16 protein-coding genes are annotated in these 19885 nt (G+C 42.4%); 9 read left to right on the forward strand and 7 right to left on the reverse strand.

The annotated features are described in order from the left end of the window. Positions 1 to 193: 193 nt before the first annotated feature. Both HXT28_RS05915 and HXT28_RS05920 read right to left on the reverse strand, forming a co-directional pair. Positions 194 to 1300 carry a class E sortase gene (locus tag HXT28_RS05915; protein ID WP_016637860.1) on the reverse strand — a complete coding sequence of 369 codons (1107 nt, stop codon included), beginning with the start codon at positions 1298 to 1300 and terminating at the stop codon, positions 194 to 196. A 6-nt stretch (positions 1301 to 1306) separates the two neighbouring features. Beyond that, positions 1307 to 2101: a DUF881 domain-containing protein gene (locus HXT28_RS05920; protein ID WP_032814025.1), complete on the reverse strand. Its 795-nt coding sequence runs from the start codon at positions 2099 to 2101 to the stop codon at positions 1307 to 1309. Positions 2102 to 2178: 77 nt separating this feature from the next. On the opposite strand from HXT28_RS05920, the gene crgA reads away from it, so the two are divergent. Next, positions 2179 to 2571 (forward strand): cell division protein CrgA, encoded by a 393-nt coding sequence (gene crgA, locus HXT28_RS05925; protein ID WP_016637591.1) that lies wholly within the window; start codon positions 2179 to 2181, stop codon positions 2569 to 2571. Between the two features lie 120 nt (positions 2572 to 2691). Here the strand turns inward: crgA and HXT28_RS05930 are convergent, their stop codons facing one another. Beyond that, complete coding sequence (locus tag HXT28_RS05930) at positions 2692 to 4020, reverse strand: THUMP-like domain-containing protein (RefSeq protein WP_016637592.1); 1329 nt, start codon at positions 4018 to 4020, stop codon at positions 2692 to 2694. Between the two features lie 153 nt (positions 4021 to 4173). On the opposite strand from HXT28_RS05930, the gene HXT28_RS05935 reads away from it, so the two are divergent. Further along, the gene (locus tag HXT28_RS05935) at positions 4174 to 5823 is read left to right on the forward strand and encodes a PASTA domain-containing protein (protein WP_422113373.1); all 1650 of its coding nucleotides are present in this window, start codon (positions 4174 to 4176) and stop codon (positions 5821 to 5823) included. A 237-nt stretch (positions 5824 to 6060) separates the two neighbouring features. On the opposite strand, the gene HXT28_RS05940 is transcribed toward HXT28_RS05935, so the two are convergent. Beyond that, on the reverse strand, positions 6061 to 6762 hold the full coding sequence (locus tag HXT28_RS05940) for a rhomboid family intramembrane serine protease (RefSeq protein ID WP_016637594.1): 702 nt from the start codon (positions 6760 to 6762) through the stop codon (positions 6061 to 6063). Between the two features lie 160 nt (positions 6763 to 6922). Between HXT28_RS05940 and HXT28_RS05945 the strand changes: the two genes are divergently transcribed. Further along, positions 6923 to 7135 (forward strand): hypothetical protein, encoded by a 213-nt coding sequence (locus HXT28_RS05945; protein ID WP_016637595.1) that lies wholly within the window; start codon positions 6923 to 6925, stop codon positions 7133 to 7135. A gap of 240 nt (positions 7136 to 7375) precedes the next feature. Here HXT28_RS05945 and HXT28_RS05950 read toward each other — a convergent pair whose 3' ends face one another. After that, positions 7376 to 9859 (reverse strand): glycogen/starch/alpha-glucan phosphorylase, encoded by a 2484-nt coding sequence (locus HXT28_RS05950; protein ID WP_422113374.1) that lies wholly within the window; start codon positions 9857 to 9859, stop codon positions 7376 to 7378. Positions 9860 to 10095: 236 nt separating this feature from the next. Here HXT28_RS05950 and HXT28_RS05955 point away from each other — a divergent pair, with 236 nt between their 5' ends. After that, a complete protein-coding gene (locus HXT28_RS05955; RefSeq protein WP_032814028.1) occupies positions 10096 to 10512 on the forward strand; it encodes a sterol carrier family protein in 417 nt (138 codons plus the stop codon). Positions 10513 to 10639: 127 nt separating this feature from the next. Here HXT28_RS05955 and HXT28_RS05960 read toward each other — a convergent pair whose 3' ends face one another. Beyond that, positions 10640 to 11017 (reverse strand): DUF3073 domain-containing protein, encoded by a 378-nt coding sequence (locus HXT28_RS05960; protein ID WP_064346695.1) that lies wholly within the window; start codon positions 11015 to 11017, stop codon positions 10640 to 10642. Between the two features lie 146 nt (positions 11018 to 11163). Between HXT28_RS05960 and trpS the strand changes: the two genes are divergently transcribed. After that, positions 11164 to 12255: a tryptophan--tRNA ligase gene (gene trpS / locus HXT28_RS05965; RefSeq protein ID WP_422113375.1), complete on the forward strand. Its 1092-nt coding sequence runs from the start codon at positions 11164 to 11166 to the stop codon at positions 12253 to 12255. 114 nt (positions 12256 to 12369) lie between these two features. On the opposite strand, the gene HXT28_RS05970 is transcribed toward trpS, so the two are convergent. Then, entirely contained in the window at positions 12370 to 14118 is a 1749-nt protein-coding gene (locus tag HXT28_RS05970; RefSeq protein ID WP_422113376.1) for a threonine/serine ThrE exporter family protein, read from the reverse strand. A 205-nt stretch (positions 14119 to 14323) separates the two neighbouring features. Between HXT28_RS05970 and HXT28_RS05975 the strand changes: the two genes are divergently transcribed. The 4 genes from HXT28_RS05975 (at position 14324) to HXT28_RS05990 (ending at position 19860) form a co-directional block, all read left to right on the forward strand. Next, complete coding sequence (locus tag HXT28_RS05975) at positions 14324 to 17080, forward strand: phosphoenolpyruvate carboxylase (RefSeq protein ID WP_422113377.1); 2757 nt, start codon at positions 14324 to 14326, stop codon at positions 17078 to 17080. Positions 17081 to 17287: 207 nt separating this feature from the next. After that, positions 17288 to 17947, forward strand: coding sequence for a carbonic anhydrase (locus HXT28_RS05980; protein WP_064346692.1), 660 nt, complete (start codon positions 17288 to 17290; stop codon positions 17945 to 17947). 30 nt (positions 17948 to 17977) lie between these two features. Further along, positions 17978 to 19087: a permease gene (locus HXT28_RS05985; RefSeq protein ID WP_422113378.1), complete on the forward strand. Its 1110-nt coding sequence runs from the start codon at positions 17978 to 17980 to the stop codon at positions 19085 to 19087. Continuing rightward, entirely contained in the window at positions 19084 to 19860 is a 777-nt protein-coding gene (locus HXT28_RS05990) for a TIGR03943 family putative permease subunit (protein WP_422113379.1), read from the forward strand. The genes HXT28_RS05985 and HXT28_RS05990 overlap by 4 nt, the downstream gene beginning before the upstream one ends. The last annotated feature ends 25 nt before the right edge of the window (positions 19861 to 19885 follow it).

Here is a 19885-nt window from a genome sequence, read left to right on the forward strand (position 1 = left end):
TGATTGTATAGTTTGTTACTATGCCCAAATGCGTTGATTATGATTCATATCTTCGCAGTGGATTTTACATGTTTTTATAAGACTTCCATATGCAAAGAGGCGATGGTAATTATGCCATCGCCTCTTTATGTGTTCTATTTTGCGAGTTTTCAATTATGAGTATGGACCATAAAACTACATCCTAAATCAGATATCAAATGGTTGTTGTGTAATTGGACATCTGTTGGAGGAATGGAACTGTAGATGCGGCCCATGGGAAAATCCACTGGAATAGTGCTGATACAATGAAGAGATAAATCAGAATCGAAAGAATCCAACGAATCGCTGTGATACCTGGTTGTATGCGTAAAATACCACCAAAAATGCTTGCATCAGGCTTCTTTTTTACTCCAGCATGGATGGCACGAAGTTCTGGCCATTGCCATGCAATTGCTCCTGCAGCAAAAATGGCGACATACAGCACGACGATAACAGCCATAACTGGAACTAATGAAGAAAGATGAGAAGCTAAAGATTGTTGTTCATTATTAATGAACTTTACTTTTCCGTTGTCATCAATAGTAGAAAGTTCTTTTGGAATACCATCGCTAATCTTTGCCCAATATGAAAACTTTGCATAACTAATCCAGCGATGTGTTGCGGTAGTATATTTTGGTTCGCAAGTAGTAAGCGTAAGCATACGTTTCGTTGGTTTCTCGTTTGGATGTTCAGGATTTGGTGCAATCACTTCACCATGATCCGGAGTAACAATCTTATAAGAAGTGTACTTGTAAACATACCAATAATCTTTAGTACGTACCACTACAGCGTCGCCAGGTTTGAGTAAATCAACATCGCCAAGTGGTTGACCGTACCCATTACGGTGACCAGCAACGGCGAAGTTGCCCATCTCTCCAGGTAACTGTGTCGCTGTATAGTGACCGAGTCCACGCTTGCTGAGAATGTCGAGTGATGTGCCTTCTACAACATTGCGTTCCCACTGATTACCAAAGCGAGGTATATACAAACGGGCTACGAGTCCTTCAGGTTTTGGCTTATCTAATTTTGGTGGCTCACCAATTTGTGGTAGAGCAATCTTGGTTTTATCTCCAGTCCTCGGATTTTTCCATGATGTTTCTTGGCGAGCTTCTACTTGAGTATGCTCAGCTTGAGCTCCGGTCCACCACATTTGCCACGCAATGTATAGTGCACAAACAACTGCGAAAGCGATTAAAATTTCGCCTACAACTCCAGCAGCTTGCCACCAGAAGTTAGAGCTGCTGCTCTTCGTATCACTTTCCTGCGTGTCAGCAGACTGCATAATACGCTACTCCTTTATTGATGTACGAAAGTCTTGAGACATAATATCATGTATTTGATTTTTGGTTACCGTTGCATACCGTAACGGTTGTAATACGGCGGATGCTTCGGGAAAGCGTAATGTTTCTTTTCTTTCCACTTTCCAACCTAATCCAAACGAACTTACATACTCCTTGTAGGTGTGTATGGCTGGTGAACTATTAAGTGCATCAATCATACTATCTATTGGACCAATAGCAGATATCTTATATGGTGGCGAGTACTGATGACCTTGTAGCATAAGCACATTGCCAATACAAATTACTGCGGAATTAAACAATACACGTTGATCCTGTATGGTCATAGCTTCTGCGCCTCCACGCCATAAAGCATTAACCACGGCTTCAATATCTTGCTGGTGAATCACATAATCATTAATATTTGTAGATGTTCCAGAACCATTGACAGCACCTTTCCATAAGGGAGAGTCGTTCAGTGTTACGACAAGACCTGGTCCTTCAAGCTTTGGGAGTACAGTATTACTTCCTGTATCCGAAGATTTTTTGCTTTCATTAGTATTGCTGCCCAGTGTCTTATTGAGCAAAGTTATTTTAGAATCTAAAGATTTAATGTCTTCTCGTAAAGATTTTGTGCGTTGTGAGTTACTTTCAATCATTTGACTTGTGTTGGAGGTAACAAAAGATGAACGATTGACGCGTAAATTAGTGACAAACAAGTATCCAGTAAGAAATATTGCAAAAGCGAAAGCAAAACTACTCAACAACGAGCGTTGAGCGCGATGTTTTCCAGTTCTTTTCGCCATATTTTACCTTCATTCTTCACGCGTTCGAGTGTAACCACTATTATAGCGTGTAGCCGATTGATTGGAGAGTTACAGTTATGGCTGACGAAACATTGCACACGACTGCAGCTGACGACGCTGCAAAGACGAGCGATACGTCGAATGAGAATACTTATGGCGTTCCTATGGAAGAAGTTGAAGCTGTATTAAATGCTACTGCGGATAAAGCCTCACTTTCCCCTCAGATTCAGCATATGATGCAGCGTCAGGCAGAAAATAGGAGACGTGTTGAAGAAAGTATTAAGGGCACGAAAGCTAACGCTGCATGGTTTGTACCACTGTTCTGCACTTTGATGGTTATTGGCTTAGTGTGGGCTGTTGTGTATTACCTAAATCCTATGCTACCAATCCCTGGTATTGGAGCATGGAATTTATTGATTGCGCTGGTTGTCATTATGATTGGTTTCTTAATGACCATGTGGTGGCGTTAATACAATTACGTACTGCATACGCGAATTTAAGAATAATGCTATTAAAGTAGCTGCACATTTCGTGCGGCTACTTTTTTATCGTTACGAAAAGTTACGATATGCGAATTTGGTGTCGCGCTATTATTGCTGTACGGAACCTGCGCGAATAATCACATGATCTTTATTGCTGTCGGTTGTTGCAATAAGCCTAATATTTCCGCCGTCCTGTAAGTGCAAACGTTTCTTCAGCACTTCCGCTGGCATAGGAAAGTTTCGTGTAACAATATTTGCGTGAGTAAGATTGCTAAGCGTTTGCTTTATGTCGCGCTTGTTCATACTACACGTGCTCTCAATTTTCCATACTTTCCCCGGAAAATCAGCGTAATAATCGTGAGCAATGCAAATGTGGCTGTTAGGGCCAATTTCCTGGATCTTGTATTGTTCTTCTAAGTATTCAAAGCATCCAGCTTTCATAACTGCTGCGTTTGGTTCGTAAACGTACTGTGCCCATTGTTGCCAATTGCGTAAGTCGTTGCTCTGCCTGGTTTCAGTGCTGTCGCATGATTGTGCGGCACGCGTTGAAACTTGCTTGGTTACGGTATCGTAGAACGCTTTAATAGTGGTGCGCTGATTGTCGTTTACGCAGTGTATTGAAAGTTGGTTATGAATATGCGCATCAATAATGAGCAGTAGTTCTTTGCATTCGTTATTATGCGCAACAATATGCACTTCCGTAACGTTTCCACCAAAATCACTGACTGTTTTATGCCAGTCGAGCATTGGAGAAAGCTTAATCATAACAATTTGTGCTTTTTGAAGCAACTGATTTTTAAGTTCTAATACATTTGGTGTGCAATCTTCGATAGCGTACGTGCGTGCGCCCTGTGTATTCCTGCGAGCTGGGTCAACATATATCATCGTTACGTTGGAAATGTGGTTCAGTGCGTCAAGACTGTTGTTGTTATAGCATGCAACATGTGAAAGTCCCAAAGATTTCATGTTATGTTGCGCTATGCTAGAAAGTTCAGTTTGTTGTTCAATGCATATTGCAGAATCAAAAACCTCAGCCATTATTGCACAATCGACGCCAAATCCACCTGTAAGATCAACAAGAGTACGAGGAGTATTGGTATTTTCTTCACGTAGCTCACTAAGTAATTTTTGCGCAATATTAGCCTTATATTGCGCTGTGGCTTGCGAAGAGCATTGTTCCATAGATATATGTGCCGGATATATAATCTCTTCGCAGGAAGCCCATTTTGGCAGTTTTTGCTGTGCTATTTGTTTACCTGCGATTTGATTTACTGCAAAAGGAACATCAATTCCTGCGTTACGTGGTGCTTTAAGAGCTGCATTATTTGGATTTGATTTCGCATTTTCTTTTATAAAGGCAAGTGTTTGAGGCGTTGCGCAAGAAATTTCACAAGGTGCATGTAACTCAGAAAGCATAATCTTATTCTTACGTAACATATGGATGTGTTTGCATACTAAACATAAAGTGTTAAGTGAATAAGCGCTTGTTCTTCAGATTAATAGTAATTAGAATAAATTTTAGAGAGATAGCGTAGTCACAAAATTTTTACTCGATTTTCGCTAAATGGTTAAACAGTTGAAGAAGGAACAATGCGATTTTGTATTAAATGTGGTAATCAGCTTTCTGAAAATAGTAAGTTTTGCGATAATTGTGGAACTCCTGTTGAAGAAGACAAATTAGAAAATCAATTTGTTCAATCTAATAATTCTAAAAAATCTTATAAAAAAGTAATCGCTTATAGCATTTCTAGTTTTGTTATCGTAGTTCTTGTTGTGGTTGGAATTTTCTATTATTTGTATTCGCAGAAAAATGTTATTTCTTCTTTGAACGAAGGAAATGCTCAACAAATCATTGAGAAACTATCGTCATCAGGAGCTGCTGTAAAAGTAGTTAAAAAATTCTCCGCAAAAAATAAAGGTGAAATTCTCTCTATTAAAGGAATGAAAGAAGGCGAAAAAATATCACCTTCTTCGAGAATAACTGTGTATGAATCGTTAGGGCCTGGAGTTCCGGATGATATTACTAAATTGAAGCCAGAAGATGCTGTGCGCGAATTAAAAAAGATGAACGTTCCAGTAAAAGTGCATACTGCAACTGCTATTAATCCGGGTACGGTAATTGGAACTGAGCCTCAGCCTGGAAGTTCAATTAATGAGTCTACTGATCGCACTATTCATGTTTTAGTCGGCATTGAAGGTAAAGGTGTTCCAGCTGATTTGTACGGCATGGATTTTGCCAAGGCTGAGGATTTATTGAAGAGTCGAGGATTCAAAAATGTTGAAATGAAAGAACGACTTTCTTCTCGTAATAATATGTATAAAATAGTTGATTCAGATCCTGCGTTAGGAACTGAAACTACTAGTGATTCCATTACTCTTTATTACGGTGTTGGTGCAGGACAATCTTTGTTTACTGAATCTTCAGATACTTACGACGACCATATTTTGATGGATGCTATGAAACTAGATAGTTTTGCTGGTTTATGGTGCACGAATTCTGGAGATTGTCTTGATTTTCGTTTAGAGCCGTTTAATCCGCAAGATCCTGATTATAAGATTTTGAATTTATACGGGTCGCATGAAAAAGATTATATTAACATGCGAAAGGCTGACAATGCGAGCACTTATACAGGCCTGAATTTAAACAATGAATTGCATATGTGTCATGTTAATCAGAATGTTATTGGGTGCAGTGTTAATTACCCTCCGCGCGAAGAAAATTATATGAGGAATCATCTTATTTATGGAGATACAGGGGCTGTAGAACTGTATCGCGGAGGTTTTGAAACATTCTGTGGTAATTCTGAATTTGACGATATTACCGGTGATAAATGCGTGAACGGTAAACTCTATAAAACTGGTGATTACAGTTATGACTATCTCGATACGCTTGTGAACAATCCTGGCTACAATCACGGTTTAAGTTTTAGAATGGCTGATTTTTATCTTCTTGTCCCTGTAGGGGCTGATTTAATCAAATTAGAAAAAGACGGATACTTCCAAGGAATGGGAAAAAATAAGCCAAATATGGATAGGCCGTTTATTTTGCGTAGAGATCCCAAGTTATACAAGAAAACTGAAGAACCTATTAAGCCTGGTAAATCTATAGATCCTTTCCTAAATCCATTTATTCCATCATATAAGACTAAGCCTGTGAAGTTTGCACCTGCGCCTGATGACGATAATGCGTACTACTTAGTTGAACAGCCTTTTGATTGGAATAGATTGCCAGAAAAATAGTAGAATAGATTGTTTTTCTAGGTATGTTTCTGCGCTTTTCGAGGGTTAATTCACATAAAAACGTAATTGTGGATAACTCTTGTGCACTTATACACAGACTTGAAAAGGTGCAAGTTATCAACGTTTGTGTGTAACTATGTGGATAACTTGAGTAGTTGTTAGCAGCTTATACCCAACTTATCCACATGTCTGCGCACAGTAGTGGAAAACTACATACATGTAATTTGCTTAAGCTAATCATGCAAGACAAAATATTGCACATGCGCTGAAAATACCAAATAATAACGCAAAATAAACTAAAAAGCGCATGTTGAAAGAGAATTTTTGTAAAAGAGGATTTTGTGTACCAAGAAGTGCAGCGATAGCAGTTCCAGCAATTAATCCTCCAACATGTGCTTGCCAAGCAATATTAGGAACAATCAGTGGCATAGCAAGTGTAATAACAATCCAAATTAATGTACCTCGCATATTCTCGCCTAAACGCCACTGAGCTACGAGAAGTGCGCCGATAAGTCCCATAATGGCACCTGAAGCACCGTATGAAGCAACAAACCAATTGTTGGTGAGTTTACACCATATAATGTCTGCAACATCGCCACCTAACCCGGAAATTACATACAAGCCAAAGAACTTCCACTTGCCAAAGAATCGTTCTAATTCATCTCCTAGTGTCCAAAGACATAACATATTAAAGAAAATATGAGTAATATTCGGCGCATGGAAAAACATTGAAGTAAACCAAGTCCAAGGTGTTTGTAGTGCCGTTATAGGCGCAAAAGCGGTATATTCAATAAGTGTTGAATAAGTGTTTGGCGCTGTAAAATGCAGTACCATTTCTACAATCCACACAAAAACGCATGCATATACTAAAATTGCAGTAGTGGTATTGCAACGAAGCTTTATACGGTTCCAAAGATTTTTTATATCCAAATTATGCATATCTTTATAGTATCGGTTTTACTTCACAAATTTAATCAATAACATTACTTAAAAAGATGCAACTCTGAAGAAAAGCAACTATGATAGTGGGTAAGCGACAAAACGCTATGTAAATCGTTGACTTGGACGAGCAGGTCAGCTTAACCCGAAAGGAGCCATCATGGAGAACAGATCCTCTGGCGGTTGGAAGTTCTTTGCACTGCTCTTCGGAGCACTGCTCGCAGGTATTGCTGCGTTGTATGTGTATAAGCAGCACAATCCTGATTATGACCCATGGGAAGAGCCATGGGAGAACAGTTCTTCACCAATTGATTTAGGTGTTGAAAAGACGGATAAGGAAGAAGCTGAGGTTACTGATTCAACTGAAGCTTAGTAAGGGTAGTCAAGATTCCTACACTTAGTGTTCGTAATCGTATAGAGGGTGACATTTGCACTATGAATGCGAATGTCACCCTTTTATTTTGATACTTATTTTTAGATATTCGAGGAATAACCAAGGAAATAACCAGGAATTAGTCTAATATTTTATGTATTAACACAGAAGCGGTGACCAGCAGTAGTGCTAGTCACCGCTTCTGTTAGATCAAGCGTTTAAATGCTTTTCTATCTATACTCACTCAGCAACTGGAAGTGGGCCAGTGTGCCAAATGCGATCGAGGTAATCTTCGATAGAGCGGTCAGAAGAGAAGTAACCAGAATTGGCTACGTTCAAAACTGCCATGCGAGCCCACTTCATTGGATCGCGGTAAGTTTCCTCAATCTGAGCCTGAATGTCCATGTAAGAGCTGAAGTCAGCCATTGCCATGAAGTAATCGTGGGTAAGCCAATCGTTGACGAGTGGCTCATACACGCTCTTGTCGCCATTGGAGAAGGTGCCGTCAGCAACCATATCCACAGCAGTCTTCAAGCGAGGATCAGACTCGTAGTACTTACGGGATCCGCCGTGATCGTAGCCTTCAGCGTAGAGCTTATCAACTTCGTCAACGGTCATACCGAAGAGGAAGAAGTTCTCAGCGCCAACGCGCTCGCGAATCTCAACGTTTGCACCATCGAGAGTACCAACAGTCAAAGCACCGTTCAAAGCGAACTTCATGTTACCGGTGCCGGAAGCTTCCTTACCAGCCTGAGAAATCTGCTCGTCCAAATCGGTGGCAGGAATCAAGTTCATTGCCAACTCGATGTTGTAGTTTGGTGGGAAGAACACTGCAAGCTTGCCCTTGCATGCTGGATCGTTGTTCACCACGCGAGCAACATTGTTAATGAGCTGAATGGTGAGCTTTGCCATAGCATAGCCTGGAGCGGACTTAGCGCCGAAGAACACGGTGCGTGGAAGCATCTTGTCAACGTCGATTGTGCCGTTCTTAATTCCAGCGTACATGGAGATAACCTGGAGAATCTTCATGGACTGGCGCTTGTACTCGTGCAAACGCTTAATGATGGTGTTGAACATGGTGTCTGGGTTGATCTCAAAGCCATACTTCTGCTTTGCGAAATCAACGAAGGCAAGTTTGTTTTCGTGCTTAACTTTAGCGAACTTCTTTACGAAGGATGGATCATCAGCCAATGGCTTCAAACCTTCGAGAAGCTCCAAATCACCCTGCCATGCGTCGGTACCCAAGCCCTCAGTAATAAGAGCAGACATGCGTGGGTTGCTCAAACGTACGAAGCGACGAGGAGTTACGCCGTTAGTAACGTTCTTGAACTTATCTGGGTAAACGCTGGAGAAGTCTTTCAAAGTGACATCCTTCAACAACTCAGAGTGAAGCTCAGCAACACCGTTAACGTAAGAGCCTGCGTAGGTAGCCAAGTAAGCCATACGAACTACAGCACCTTCGCCATTTTCATCGGCGTCGGTAGCGATGCGCATACGCTCAACCTGATCCTCAGCAACGCCCTTGCCGCGAAGCTCGTTGCGGAACTGCTCGCTGATGCCCTGAATGATCTCAAGGTGACGTGGCAAAAGTTCGCCAATAAGCTTTGCTGGCCAAACTTCCAAAGCTTCTGGAAGCAAGGTGTGGCAAGTGTAGTTGAAGGTCTTAGTGGTGATACCCCAAGCGGTGTTCCAATCATAACCGTACTCGTCCATAAGAACGCGCATAAGCTCTGGAATACCGATAACTGGGTGAGTATCATTCAACTGGAAGTTGATCTTGCTTGGGAAGGTAGTGAGATCCGGCTTGTCTTGACCTGGATAGAATACGCGGATAGCGTCGTGAATAGAAGCAGCTACGAAGAAGTACTGCTGTTCAAGACGCAAAGCCTTACCTTCTGGAGTGGAATCTTCTGGGTAAAGAATCTTAGAAATGTTTTCTGCTGCAACCTGTGGCTTCACAGCGTCCAAATAATCAGACTTGTTGAAAGTGAGCAAATCAAACTCATCGTAAGACTTAGCAGTCCACAAGCGAAGAGTATTCACTCGACCAGAATTATAACCTGGAACCATGTAATCAACTGGTACTGCACGAACAGACCAAGCTGGTTTCCATACGCGTTTACCGTTCTCTTCGACAACTTCACCACCGAAGTTGACGCGCTGGTCACGACCGTAATCAATGTGACCCCATGGCTCTTCGTTGTTCAGCCAGTAATCAGGGGTTTCTACCTGCTTACCTTCTTCATCAAAACGCTGCTTGAAGATGCCGTAACGATACTGGATGCCGTAGCCGAATGCTGGCACGCCAATAGAGGCGAGCGAGTCGATAAAGCAGGCTGCGAGACGACCCAAACCGCCGTTACCTAAACCTGGCTCATACTCAGCATCGATAACAGCCTTTGGATCAAAACCAAGCTTAGTAACAGCCTTATTGAACTGGTCAGTAAGACCAGCGTTCAACAAAGCATTCTCAAGCTGCTTGCCCATCAAGAACTCTGCGCTCAAATAGCCTACAGCCTTAGTATTGCCGTTAACCATGTCATGCTGTGTCTGCATCCAAGAGTCCATCAAGTGACGACGAACTGCGGTAGCAGCGGCAACATACACATCTGCCGTAGTGGCCTGCTCTGGCGTTACACCTTGGGTGTACTTGAGGTGCTCTTGAAGTTCTTTGGCAAATGCCGTCGCAGTAGTTTTGGCTTTCGGCGCGACGTGTTTAGTCATATTTGACTCCTTGTGCCGTTTGATATATTTCCTTAAAGTGTGCAGCCTGAAACTTTATGCTTAGGCGATTAAACCACCACCGTATTGCAGGTAACTATAACAGATAACTACAAAAGGTACGTGAATGCACACGATGTTCCTAATAGTACCACTACCCGGTACCTTTATTTATTGGTATATAACGTTTTATGCTGAATATTTATGCAAAGTAGATTGTGTAGAAGATAATAAAAGGCATGAGTGTGATACTTGAACGGGATTTAAAACAAGGACAATATTCGTGGGAACGTTGGCGTAAAGCTGCACTAGAAGCATGTGATAATGGTACTTTGCCACTACAAATAGATAGTAATATTTTGCATATTTCGCGTAGTGATGAAGCTTTAGCAGTGAGGTATTCTTTGCATATTCTTGAATGCAAAGTTCCCGGAGCCAGTGTAGAAGTGAGAGTATCACCGTGGGGAGCTATAAAAATCTTGGATGGACCAGCTTCCGATCCGCATAATCTTACACCGCCAGATGTTATTGAACTTGATCCAGCAGTATGGCTGCGTCTTGCAAGTGGTATTACGAATTGGCAACAAGAAGAACAAGCTGGTTATATGGATGCAATTGGTGAGCGTGATGACTTAAGTGATGTTCTACCGCTCTAAGAATGTTTCCTACATAAAATGACAGTCGTAAATATCCTGGGTCAAAATATTCTCATTTAACCCAGGATATTTACGAAGTGATTATCGATAAATGAAGCTTTATAGTAAATCTTATCTATTACGAGCTTTATTTATCATGCTTATGTATGAAATTCGGCATCGGCATAGGTATGTGGTGATGTACACCAGCATGTGTTCCAGGATGCGCAGCGGAATTTTCACTACTCACAGCTTTGGCAGCTGCTTCTGCAGCCCATTTAGCATACTCGTCTAAATCGTCATCGCTGGAAGTATGAGTGGCGATACTTTCTGCAGTATCGTCTTTTTCTTGAAGATATGTGTCTTCTTCATAACCTTCGCTCGATGCAAATGGATCGAAGGATCCCTGTCCGGGTTCGCTGGAATTAAGTTCCTTAGCAAGCTCGTCATAATCCGTATCGGTCGTCAGGTATTTGAGCTTACGGGCAATTTTCTGTTGCTTTGCCTTCTGTCGTCCGCGGCCCATCTGACCCCCTCTAAAAATTACCGTAACAATCAGTTCATCACATAAGAGCGTACCACTGTGCCGCAACCGAGTATATTGTCTGTGTAAACTTTTACCATAAAAGCCATATTTTCAGCGTAAAAATACGCGTAGTTAAGGAGTTGGAAATGCCAGAAGAAGCACAGCTAACAGCTGCAGGAAATGAGATGAGCGCGAGCTTTATAGCAGCTCGTAAGCGTTCAGATGCAACACTTGCAAAATTAGAAGCTAATCCTTCATCATTTACTATGCTTACTGGTGATCGTCCAACAGGTCGTTTGCACTTAGGACATTACTTCGGTTCTATTCGTGAGCGTGTTGCTATGCAGAAGCGTGGCGTAAAAACAAATATTATTATTGCCGACTATCAAGTTATTACAGATCGCGACACAACCGAACATATTGAAGATAATGTGTTGAATTTAGTACTCGATTATATGGCAGCTGGGATTGATCCAGAAAAAACGATGATTTTTACGCACTCTGCTGTGCCTGCTGCGAATCAGCTTATGTTGCCTTTCCTTTCGCTAGTTACAGAAGCAGAATTACACAGGAATCCTACCGTAAAGTCGGAAATGGAATCTTCTGGACATGCTTTAACCGGATTGCTTCTTACGTATCCAGTGCACCAAGCTTGCGATATTTTGTTCTGCAAAGCTAATGTTGTGCCGATTGGTAAAGATAATTTACCGCACGTTGAAATCACTCGTACGATTGCGCGCCGTTTTAATGAGCGATATGCAAAAAAGAATCCTGTGTTTCCAGAACCGGCGGCAATTCTTTCTGATGCTCCAGAGATTCCAGGTTTGGACGGTCGTAAGATGAGCAAATCTTATGGTAATTCGATTATGCTCGGAGCTACTGCCGAAGAAACTGCTAAGTTAATCAAGAAAAGTCCAACTGATTCTGAAAGAATGATTACTTTCGATCCGGTTGCTCGCCCGCAAGTTTCTGCGCTTTTGACTACTGCTGGCTTGGTTACTGGCAGGGATCCTAAAGAGATTGCTGAAGAAATTGGCAACGCTGGTGCCGGCGCACTGAAAGCTTACGTAATTGAAAACGTAAATAATTTCTTGGCTCCTCATCGCGAGCGTCGCGCGGAATTAGCAAAAGATATGGATGCTATTCGAGATGTTCTTCACGACGGAAACAAACGTGCCAACGCTATTGCTGAAGAAACACTTTCTCAAGTTCGTGAAGCCATGGGAATGAAATACTAGAGTATGAATTAACTCTCAACAAACAAATTAATAAGCAAATTAGTAAAAAATAAAGCCGCTCGCAAGGAAACTTGTAAGCGGCTTTGTAAAATTGATGAACTACAATTTAGAATATTACACGTCGTAACGCCAGCTTTTATCGGTAATAACTCGCGCTACAGCAAGACCAATAGGCAAGCAAATAATTACCATAAAAGCGCGGAAAGTCCAATCTAACGCTGGAAGCGTGTGGAACTGGCCGAGATAAAACATTGCACGATACATATAAAGTCCCGGAACCATAATCACAATAGATGGAACGGTAAGACCTATTCGCGGATACCCTAAATATTGAGGTGCAAAGCCGTGACGAACAATAGCTCGCCAAGCAGAAGCAAGTAATCCTGCAAGTAAAGCTCCGCTAAAAGCTGCAATTTCAGCAGCAATACCGAAGTCTGTCATAGTTAAGCGCAGAGTATCTGTAATAGCGCCAATAATTCCAGCAACTAAACACATGCGTTGTGGAGAATTAAACAGCACGGAGAAGCCCCACACGCCAGCAAAAGCCGTAATAAGTCGCAGAACTGCGTTAAGCCAAGGGTTCAATCCGAGCGGAGGGAAGCCTTGTGGGTTAAGCTGCACAAGACTTGCAACAGTCCAACCTGCAAGAGTTCCCATCAAAATAATCGCAAGCGTATAGCACAGACGTTGAATGCCGGAAGGGAAATCTATTTTTGCAATATCCAAGCCACCGGTAATCAGCGGGAAGCCTGGAATAACAAATAATACCGAGCCAATATACGCAGTCGTGTGATTAAGCGCGCTTGGGTCGAAGTAGCCAATAAGTCGCAGTGAGCCGATGCAAGAAAGTGCGCCGATTGCAACAGCAACGAATGTAACCACAAATTGGTTAAGGTGATGCATAAACATGCGTCGACGAATGTAGTGGCCAATCCCAGCGCCAATAAAAGCACCAATCATGTCGTAAATGCCACCGCCAAGCAAAAACGCGAAGGATGCACAAGCGACTGCAGAAGCAAGACCTGCAAACCATGGCTTATAAAGAGGCTTACGATTTTTAATCAAATCAAGACGGTCATGTACTTCTCTCACTGTGAGAGGGTGATTATTGCTTTCATTTGCGTCGCTACTATGAGCTTGTTTGACGTGTGCAAAATGTTCAGCATAAGCGCTTTCTGGCTGCAATGCAAAAATTCCGCGCGGCTTTTCTTTTCTTATAGCTTCTTGTAAAGCTTTTTCTTCCGCAACTTTTGCCGCATGTTCCTCAGATTGCTTAGCAGTTTGTACAATATCGCGCTCTGCATCGCTTTCTTGGAGAGTGTCTACTAATTCCTTAGAAACTGCCGCTTTTGAATGATACAAGGAATCGTTTCCAAGTTTAACGTTAAACCAGTCGGCAAAATGCTCTAAAAGCCAAATGCGTTCAGTGTTGACACCAGTAGTTGGAAGGTCAACAACCTCAGTAATACGCTCATGCTTATCGGTGCAAGTTGCTTCAATGTCGGTGAGATTTACGTCTGCTCGGACGTGAACGCCCATTGGTTCACCAATTCGGTGCATAAGCTCACGAACGCGGTAGCTTCCAGTTCCTGCTCCTAATCCAAGAGCGCCGACGCGAATAATAATGCTTGATTTTGCAGCTATACACGCTTCAGTAACGGGCTTATCCCAATCGCGCTCAACATCGTCCATGTCAAGCGGGATAGCATGCGTGTGAAAACGGCCAGAAGGTTTACCAACTATATGCCCGGTTGGAAGAATTTCAGGTTTGTTGCTACAACTGTCATTATCCGCAGTATTACAAGCGTTACTGCCTGTATTGCTATCTGCATTACTGCTTGCATTATTATCTACTCTACTCACAATTTTTCAGTATACGCACCCCCTTTGCCTAGCAGATTTTTACAAATAAAATACGCTTCGAGCTACGTCCGGTGGTAGTTTCACAATTAACTTGGTATCTCGCTGGAAACAAGGCTGTGGGCTTGCAACTTTTGACCTACATAACCGCGGAGGAGCCGCGGAAGTCAGATGATCAAGCAACCTTTGTCTGGCGCAAGGAGGTCTGATGACAGAAGAAAATCAGCAGGTTACTCCAGCAGACGCAACTATTGTTACGTCTGGTTTAGGGCGAAAAGGCCCAGAGGAGCGTGACCTTCCAGCATCGCTTAAGCAAGACATGGATTTGTGCTTGCATATTCTCCGCGATGTTCTTGGTGAATTTGATGAAAAATTATTGGCAGTATTTGACGATGTTCGTCTTAATGCTGTAGATGCTAGTGCTGCGCATTTTGCACAAATGGTGGACGCAAAAGTAACAGCCGATGATGGCTTAAGCAAGGCTGTTAGCAAGATTAATGGTATGAACTTGCATGATATGCAGCTTCTAGCTCGTGCTTTCGCAACGTATTTCCATCTCGCTAATTTGTGCGAAGAGAATTATCGTGTTTCTGTACTTCATCAGCGTGAATGTGAAGTTGAGGATTCGTTGCCGGTTGACCCAGTAAACGAACTTACTTGCGCGTATCACAAATTATTGACGGAAATGAGTCCAGCTCAAGCTAAAGAATTGCTTGCAAAACTTGAGTTCCATCCTGTGTTTACTGCGCACCCAACTGAAGCCCGTCGTAAGGCTGTGGCTGGAAAGATTCGCAGAATTTCGCAATTATTAAGCGAACACCACCGTTTAGGTGGATCTGACAAGCGAGAAAATTATCGTCGTCTCTATAACGAAATTGATGCGCTTCTTAGAACTTCGCCTATTGCTTTAAAGAAGCCAACTCCAGTTGAAGAAGCTGACACTATTCTTGACATTTTCGACGCTACTTTATTTGATACGATTCCAGTTGTGTATCGTCGTTTTGACGATTGGCTGCTTGGTAAGAAGGCTGGTCTTGTGCCGCCTCGCTGCCCTGCTTTCTTCCACCCAGGAAGCTGGATTGGCTCAGATCGCGATGGTAATCCAAATGTTACCGCTAAAGTAAGCCGTCAAGTTGCTCGAAAGTTTAGCGATCACGTGCTTGCGGCTTTGGAAAATCGCACTCGCGAAGTTGGCAAGTGCTTAACTATGGAGACCCGCACAACTCCTCCAAGCGTGGAGTTGATTGAGTTGTGGAATCGTCAGCGCGAAATGAGCGAACAGCTTACGGAAAACGCTTCAGATGTTTCTAATAACGAGCCGCATCGTGCTGTAATGCTTGTGATGGCTGACCGCTTGCATCGTACTATCAGTCGCGATACGGATTTGATGTATCATTCTTGCGAAGATTTTATTGAAGATTTGCAAATTGTGCAGCGCTCTTTGGCTGAAGGTGGCGATCCTCGAGCCGCTTATGGTCCTTTGCAGGACTTGATTTGGCAGGCGCAAACCTTTGGATTCCACATGGTTGAGATGGAATTCCGCCAGCATTCTCTCGTGCATTCTCGTGCTTTGGAAGATATTCGCGAGCACGGATTGCATGGCGAACGCGGTCCGCTTCAGCCAATGACTCGTGAAGTGCTCGATACCTTCCGTGCTTTGGGTGCAATTCAAAAGCGTAACGGCATGCGTGCTGCTCGACGCTACATTATTTCCTTCGCAAAATCTGCTCAACATGTGCGTGACGTATTTGAGTTGAATCGTCTTGCTTTCGCTCACCCACAGGATGCGCCAATAATCGACGTTATTCCATTGTTTGAGCAGTTGGAAGATTTGCAAAATTCCGTAAATGTGCTTGAGGAGATTATTAAAATTCCTGAAGTGCAAGCTCGTCTTAAGGCTACTGGCCGAAAGATGGAAGTTATGCTTGGCTACTCGGATTCTTCCAAGGATGCCGGCCCTACTTCCGCAACGCTTGCTTTGCATTCCGCTCAGGAGCGTATTGCTCAATGGGCTAAGAAGCATGATATTGATTTGACACTATTCCATGGCCGCGGTGGTGCTGTTGGTAGAGGCGGCGGTCCTGCAAACCGTGCAGTGCTTGCTCAGCCTGTTGGCTCCGTCAACTGTCGATTCAAGCTTACTGAGCAGGGCGAGGTTATTTTCGCTCGCTACGGTAACCCTATTTTGGCTATTCGTCACGTCGAATCCGTTGCTTCCGCAACTTTGCTTCAGTCTTCGCCAAGTGTTGAGAAAACCAATACTGATATGACGAAGAAGTATGCGGATATGGCTGAAAAACTTGATGTTGCAGCCCATGAGCGCTTCCTTGACTTGCTGCAAACGGATGATTTCACTCCATGGTTCTCCACGGTTACGCCGCTGAGTGAGATTGGCTTGCTTCCAATCGGCTCTCGCCCAGCTAAGCGCGGTTTGGGTGCGAAGTCGTTGGACGATTTGCGCACAATCCCGTGGGTGTTCTCTTGGGCTCAGGCTCGAATCAACTTGGCAGCATGGTACGGTTTGGGTACAGCTTGCGAAAAGTTTGGCGACTTGGAAACTTTGCGCAGAGCTTACGAAGAGTGGCCTCTGTTTAGCACATTTATTGACAATATTGAGATGTCTTTGGCTAAAACAGATGAGCGTATTGCTCGCATGTACTTAAGCCTTGGAGATCGTGAAGATTTGAGCGATAAGGTGCTTTCGGAAATGCAGCTTACTCGCAAGTGGGTTTTGCAAATTGTTGATGACAAGTGGCCTTTGCAGCATCGTCACGTGCTAGGTCAGGCAATCCGCGTGCGCTCGCCTTATGTTGACGCGCTTTCTGTAATCCAATCTCTTGCATTGCACAAGCTCCGTAACAAGGTAGACAAAGAAGAGTTGAGCGAAAGCCAGCAGGCAGAGTTTATCTACCTTATTCTTTGCACTGTTTCCGGTGTTGCTGCAGGCTTGCAAAATACTGGATGATTTTTCATAAATTACTAAATCAAGAAGGCTCTCGTATTTGCGAATTACAATACGGGAGCTTTTTTGATAATAAGCTTTGATAATAAACTTAAATATTTTTAAACAGAAATTCTTATTTACTACGAAAGATACAATATATTCGGTAAGTAAAAATTTTAAACTTTAAGAAAATAAAAAATATTGCCAATGCCAATGTAGGAGGTAATAATGCAAGAAGAAGTCAGCGAAGATTTTGTTAATGAAGATTCAGTTTTAGCTACATCGGTGTGGAGCGCCATGCTTGCAGGGAATCGTAAATTTGCAGAAAATAATTCAACGCATGCAGGTGTAAATTCTGAAATGCGCATGAAACTTATTGACGGCCAGCATCCTGGAGCTGTTGTGCTTTCGTGCGCAGATTCTAGAGTTGCTCCGGAATTTATATTTGACGCTGGTTTGGGAGATATTTTTTCTGTTCGTACGGCTGGTGAAGTGCTTGATGACGCTGTAATTGCATCGCTTGAGTACGCTGTAAGCGATTTGGGTGTAAAAGTGCTTGTGGTACTAGGTCATGAGCATTGCGGTGCAGTACAAGCCGTTTTGCCGAATGTGCAAAAGCTGGTTTCTAAATACGGCGAAGATGAAACAAGCGAAATAATTGAGTCTAGTGAGTCAATATTGCTGCGTTCTTTAGGACCTGCTGCGCTCGCAGGTGTTGAAGAAGATTTAGATACGGACGATATTGAGCGCATCCACGTATCTAATATGTTGGCTGAAATTTGCGATAAATCTCAAATAATTCGCGAAGCTACTTTTAATGATGCATTGATGTTGGTTGGTGCTAGGTATCGTATGAGTGACGGCTTCGTAGAAGTACTTTCGTGTTGATAATTTGTACTGTATTGCAGAATCGTAAATATGAAAAAATTGTGTAGTAATACTCGAAAACGACCAGCTTCAGCGCACTATTTGTTCTTAATTGCAGGAGCGCCTTTCGTAGCTCTTATGGTTGCTATGGCTCCAGCTTTGCAAGCACGTTATCCATGGTTTCTTATTGATACAACAGTACGAGGTGTTGCTGGCCTACTCTTACAAGCGATTCCATTCACTCTTATTGGTGTGCTTGTTTCTGCTGCTGTGGAAACATGGGTAACAGCTGATTTTATTGAAAAACATGCTCCAAAATCTACTGCAAACGGCTTTTTGGCTGCAATACTTGCAGGCGTGTGCGTGCCGGTGTGCGACTGCGTTGTTGTACCAACATTTTCTAGACTGGTTGCAAAAAAATTGCCGCTTCCTTGTGCAATAACTTTCCTTTGTGCTGTTCCTGTTGTAAATCCTGTGTCTGTTTTAGCGACTTGGTACGCTTTTGCTGATGCGCCTGCTGTAGCCGTTATGCGCGTTGCTTTAGGAGTTGGTATTGCGTTATTAGTTGGATTAAGTTTTGCAATATTTCCGCCAAAATCATTTGTTTTGCGTAACGAAAATTTATTAAAAAATAATCTTAAATCAAAATGTTCTCGTGAACTAAATTGTGGTTGCAATCATGAAGAAAATCAAAATTTTTCAGAACAATTAAAGACGCAAAATCGCACAAAATCAAGTATTTATTTGCAAATAAAGCTGTACATAAAGCATATTCATGAAGATCTTTTGAAACTTTTACCAATTATTGTGTGCGGAACTATTGTTGCTTCTGTTATACGAGCTTGGTTAGGGGCGGATCCTGCTTCCAGAATACAAGCTAACAATATTTGGATTGCAATACCTGCAATGATGGCTATTGCCTATTTCAGCTCGTTGTGCTCAAGTTCGGATGCTGTAATTGCTAGAAGTTTAGCTGCTTCTTTACCAATGTCTTCCGTTTTAGTATTTTTGCTATTCGGCCCAATGCTTGATTTAAAAAATACTCTTATGCTTGTTTCTGATTGCAGAGGCAAATTCGTATTGCGCTTAACGCTAACGATTGCAGGCGTTTGCCTTCTAGCTTCACTGTTTTCTCACTGGGCTTGGGGGTTCATGCTATGAAAAATACAAGTTCTGTTAGTGAAGAAAATAAAAAGTGTAATCGTATTACTTTTGCAAAAATATTGGAATCTTTCGTGCTTCTATGTTTAGCAGCAGTTATTGCCACAGTAACTTTAAGCGGACAGTACACGCTTTTTACCACTCCTCGAGCGTTCGCGTATTTGATAATTGCAGCAGTTCTGCTTTTAGTTTTAGCATCTTGTGCTGCGTTGGGATGGTTTGATGTTTCTGCACGAGATTCTTGGAAAATACTAGTTTCTTTAGTGCTTCCTGCTCTGCTAATTATTATTCCGCTGCAATCGTCACAAAGATTTAGCGCTGGTGGTTTTGATCGTTACGCAGGAGGAAGGGCTATTGCTATTCGAAGCCACAATCCGAGACTTTCTGGGTTGAGTGAAAAATCTCGTGAAATAAAAGTAAAAAACGATGATTTCGGCTTATGGTATGACGAAATAGATCATAATATTTCAAAATATGAAGGCTACACGATTACGATTACAGGTTTCGTAAGTCGTGATACTACTTTAGGAGCAAGTCAGTTTCGCTTATCTCGTCAACTTATGTCTTGCTGCATTCTAGATATGTCTCCTTTTGGTTTAGTTGTAAACTATAAAAACGCCAACAAACTCCACGAACATGAGTGGGTTATGCTTCGCGCTCGCGTTTCTCGGGGGAGCATAGGAGTTAAAGGATACCAACGTTCTGGTGTTATACTAAAAGTTATATCGTTAAAATCTGCCAAAGCTCCAACTGGATATTTTTACCGTCCGTAATAATTTTCACTAAAGAATTGTTGAT

Source organism: Gardnerella washingtoni (assembly GCF_049262705.1).
GTDB classification, from domain to species: Bacteria; Actinomycetota; Actinomycetes; order Actinomycetales; family Bifidobacteriaceae; genus Bifidobacterium; species Bifidobacterium vaginale_D.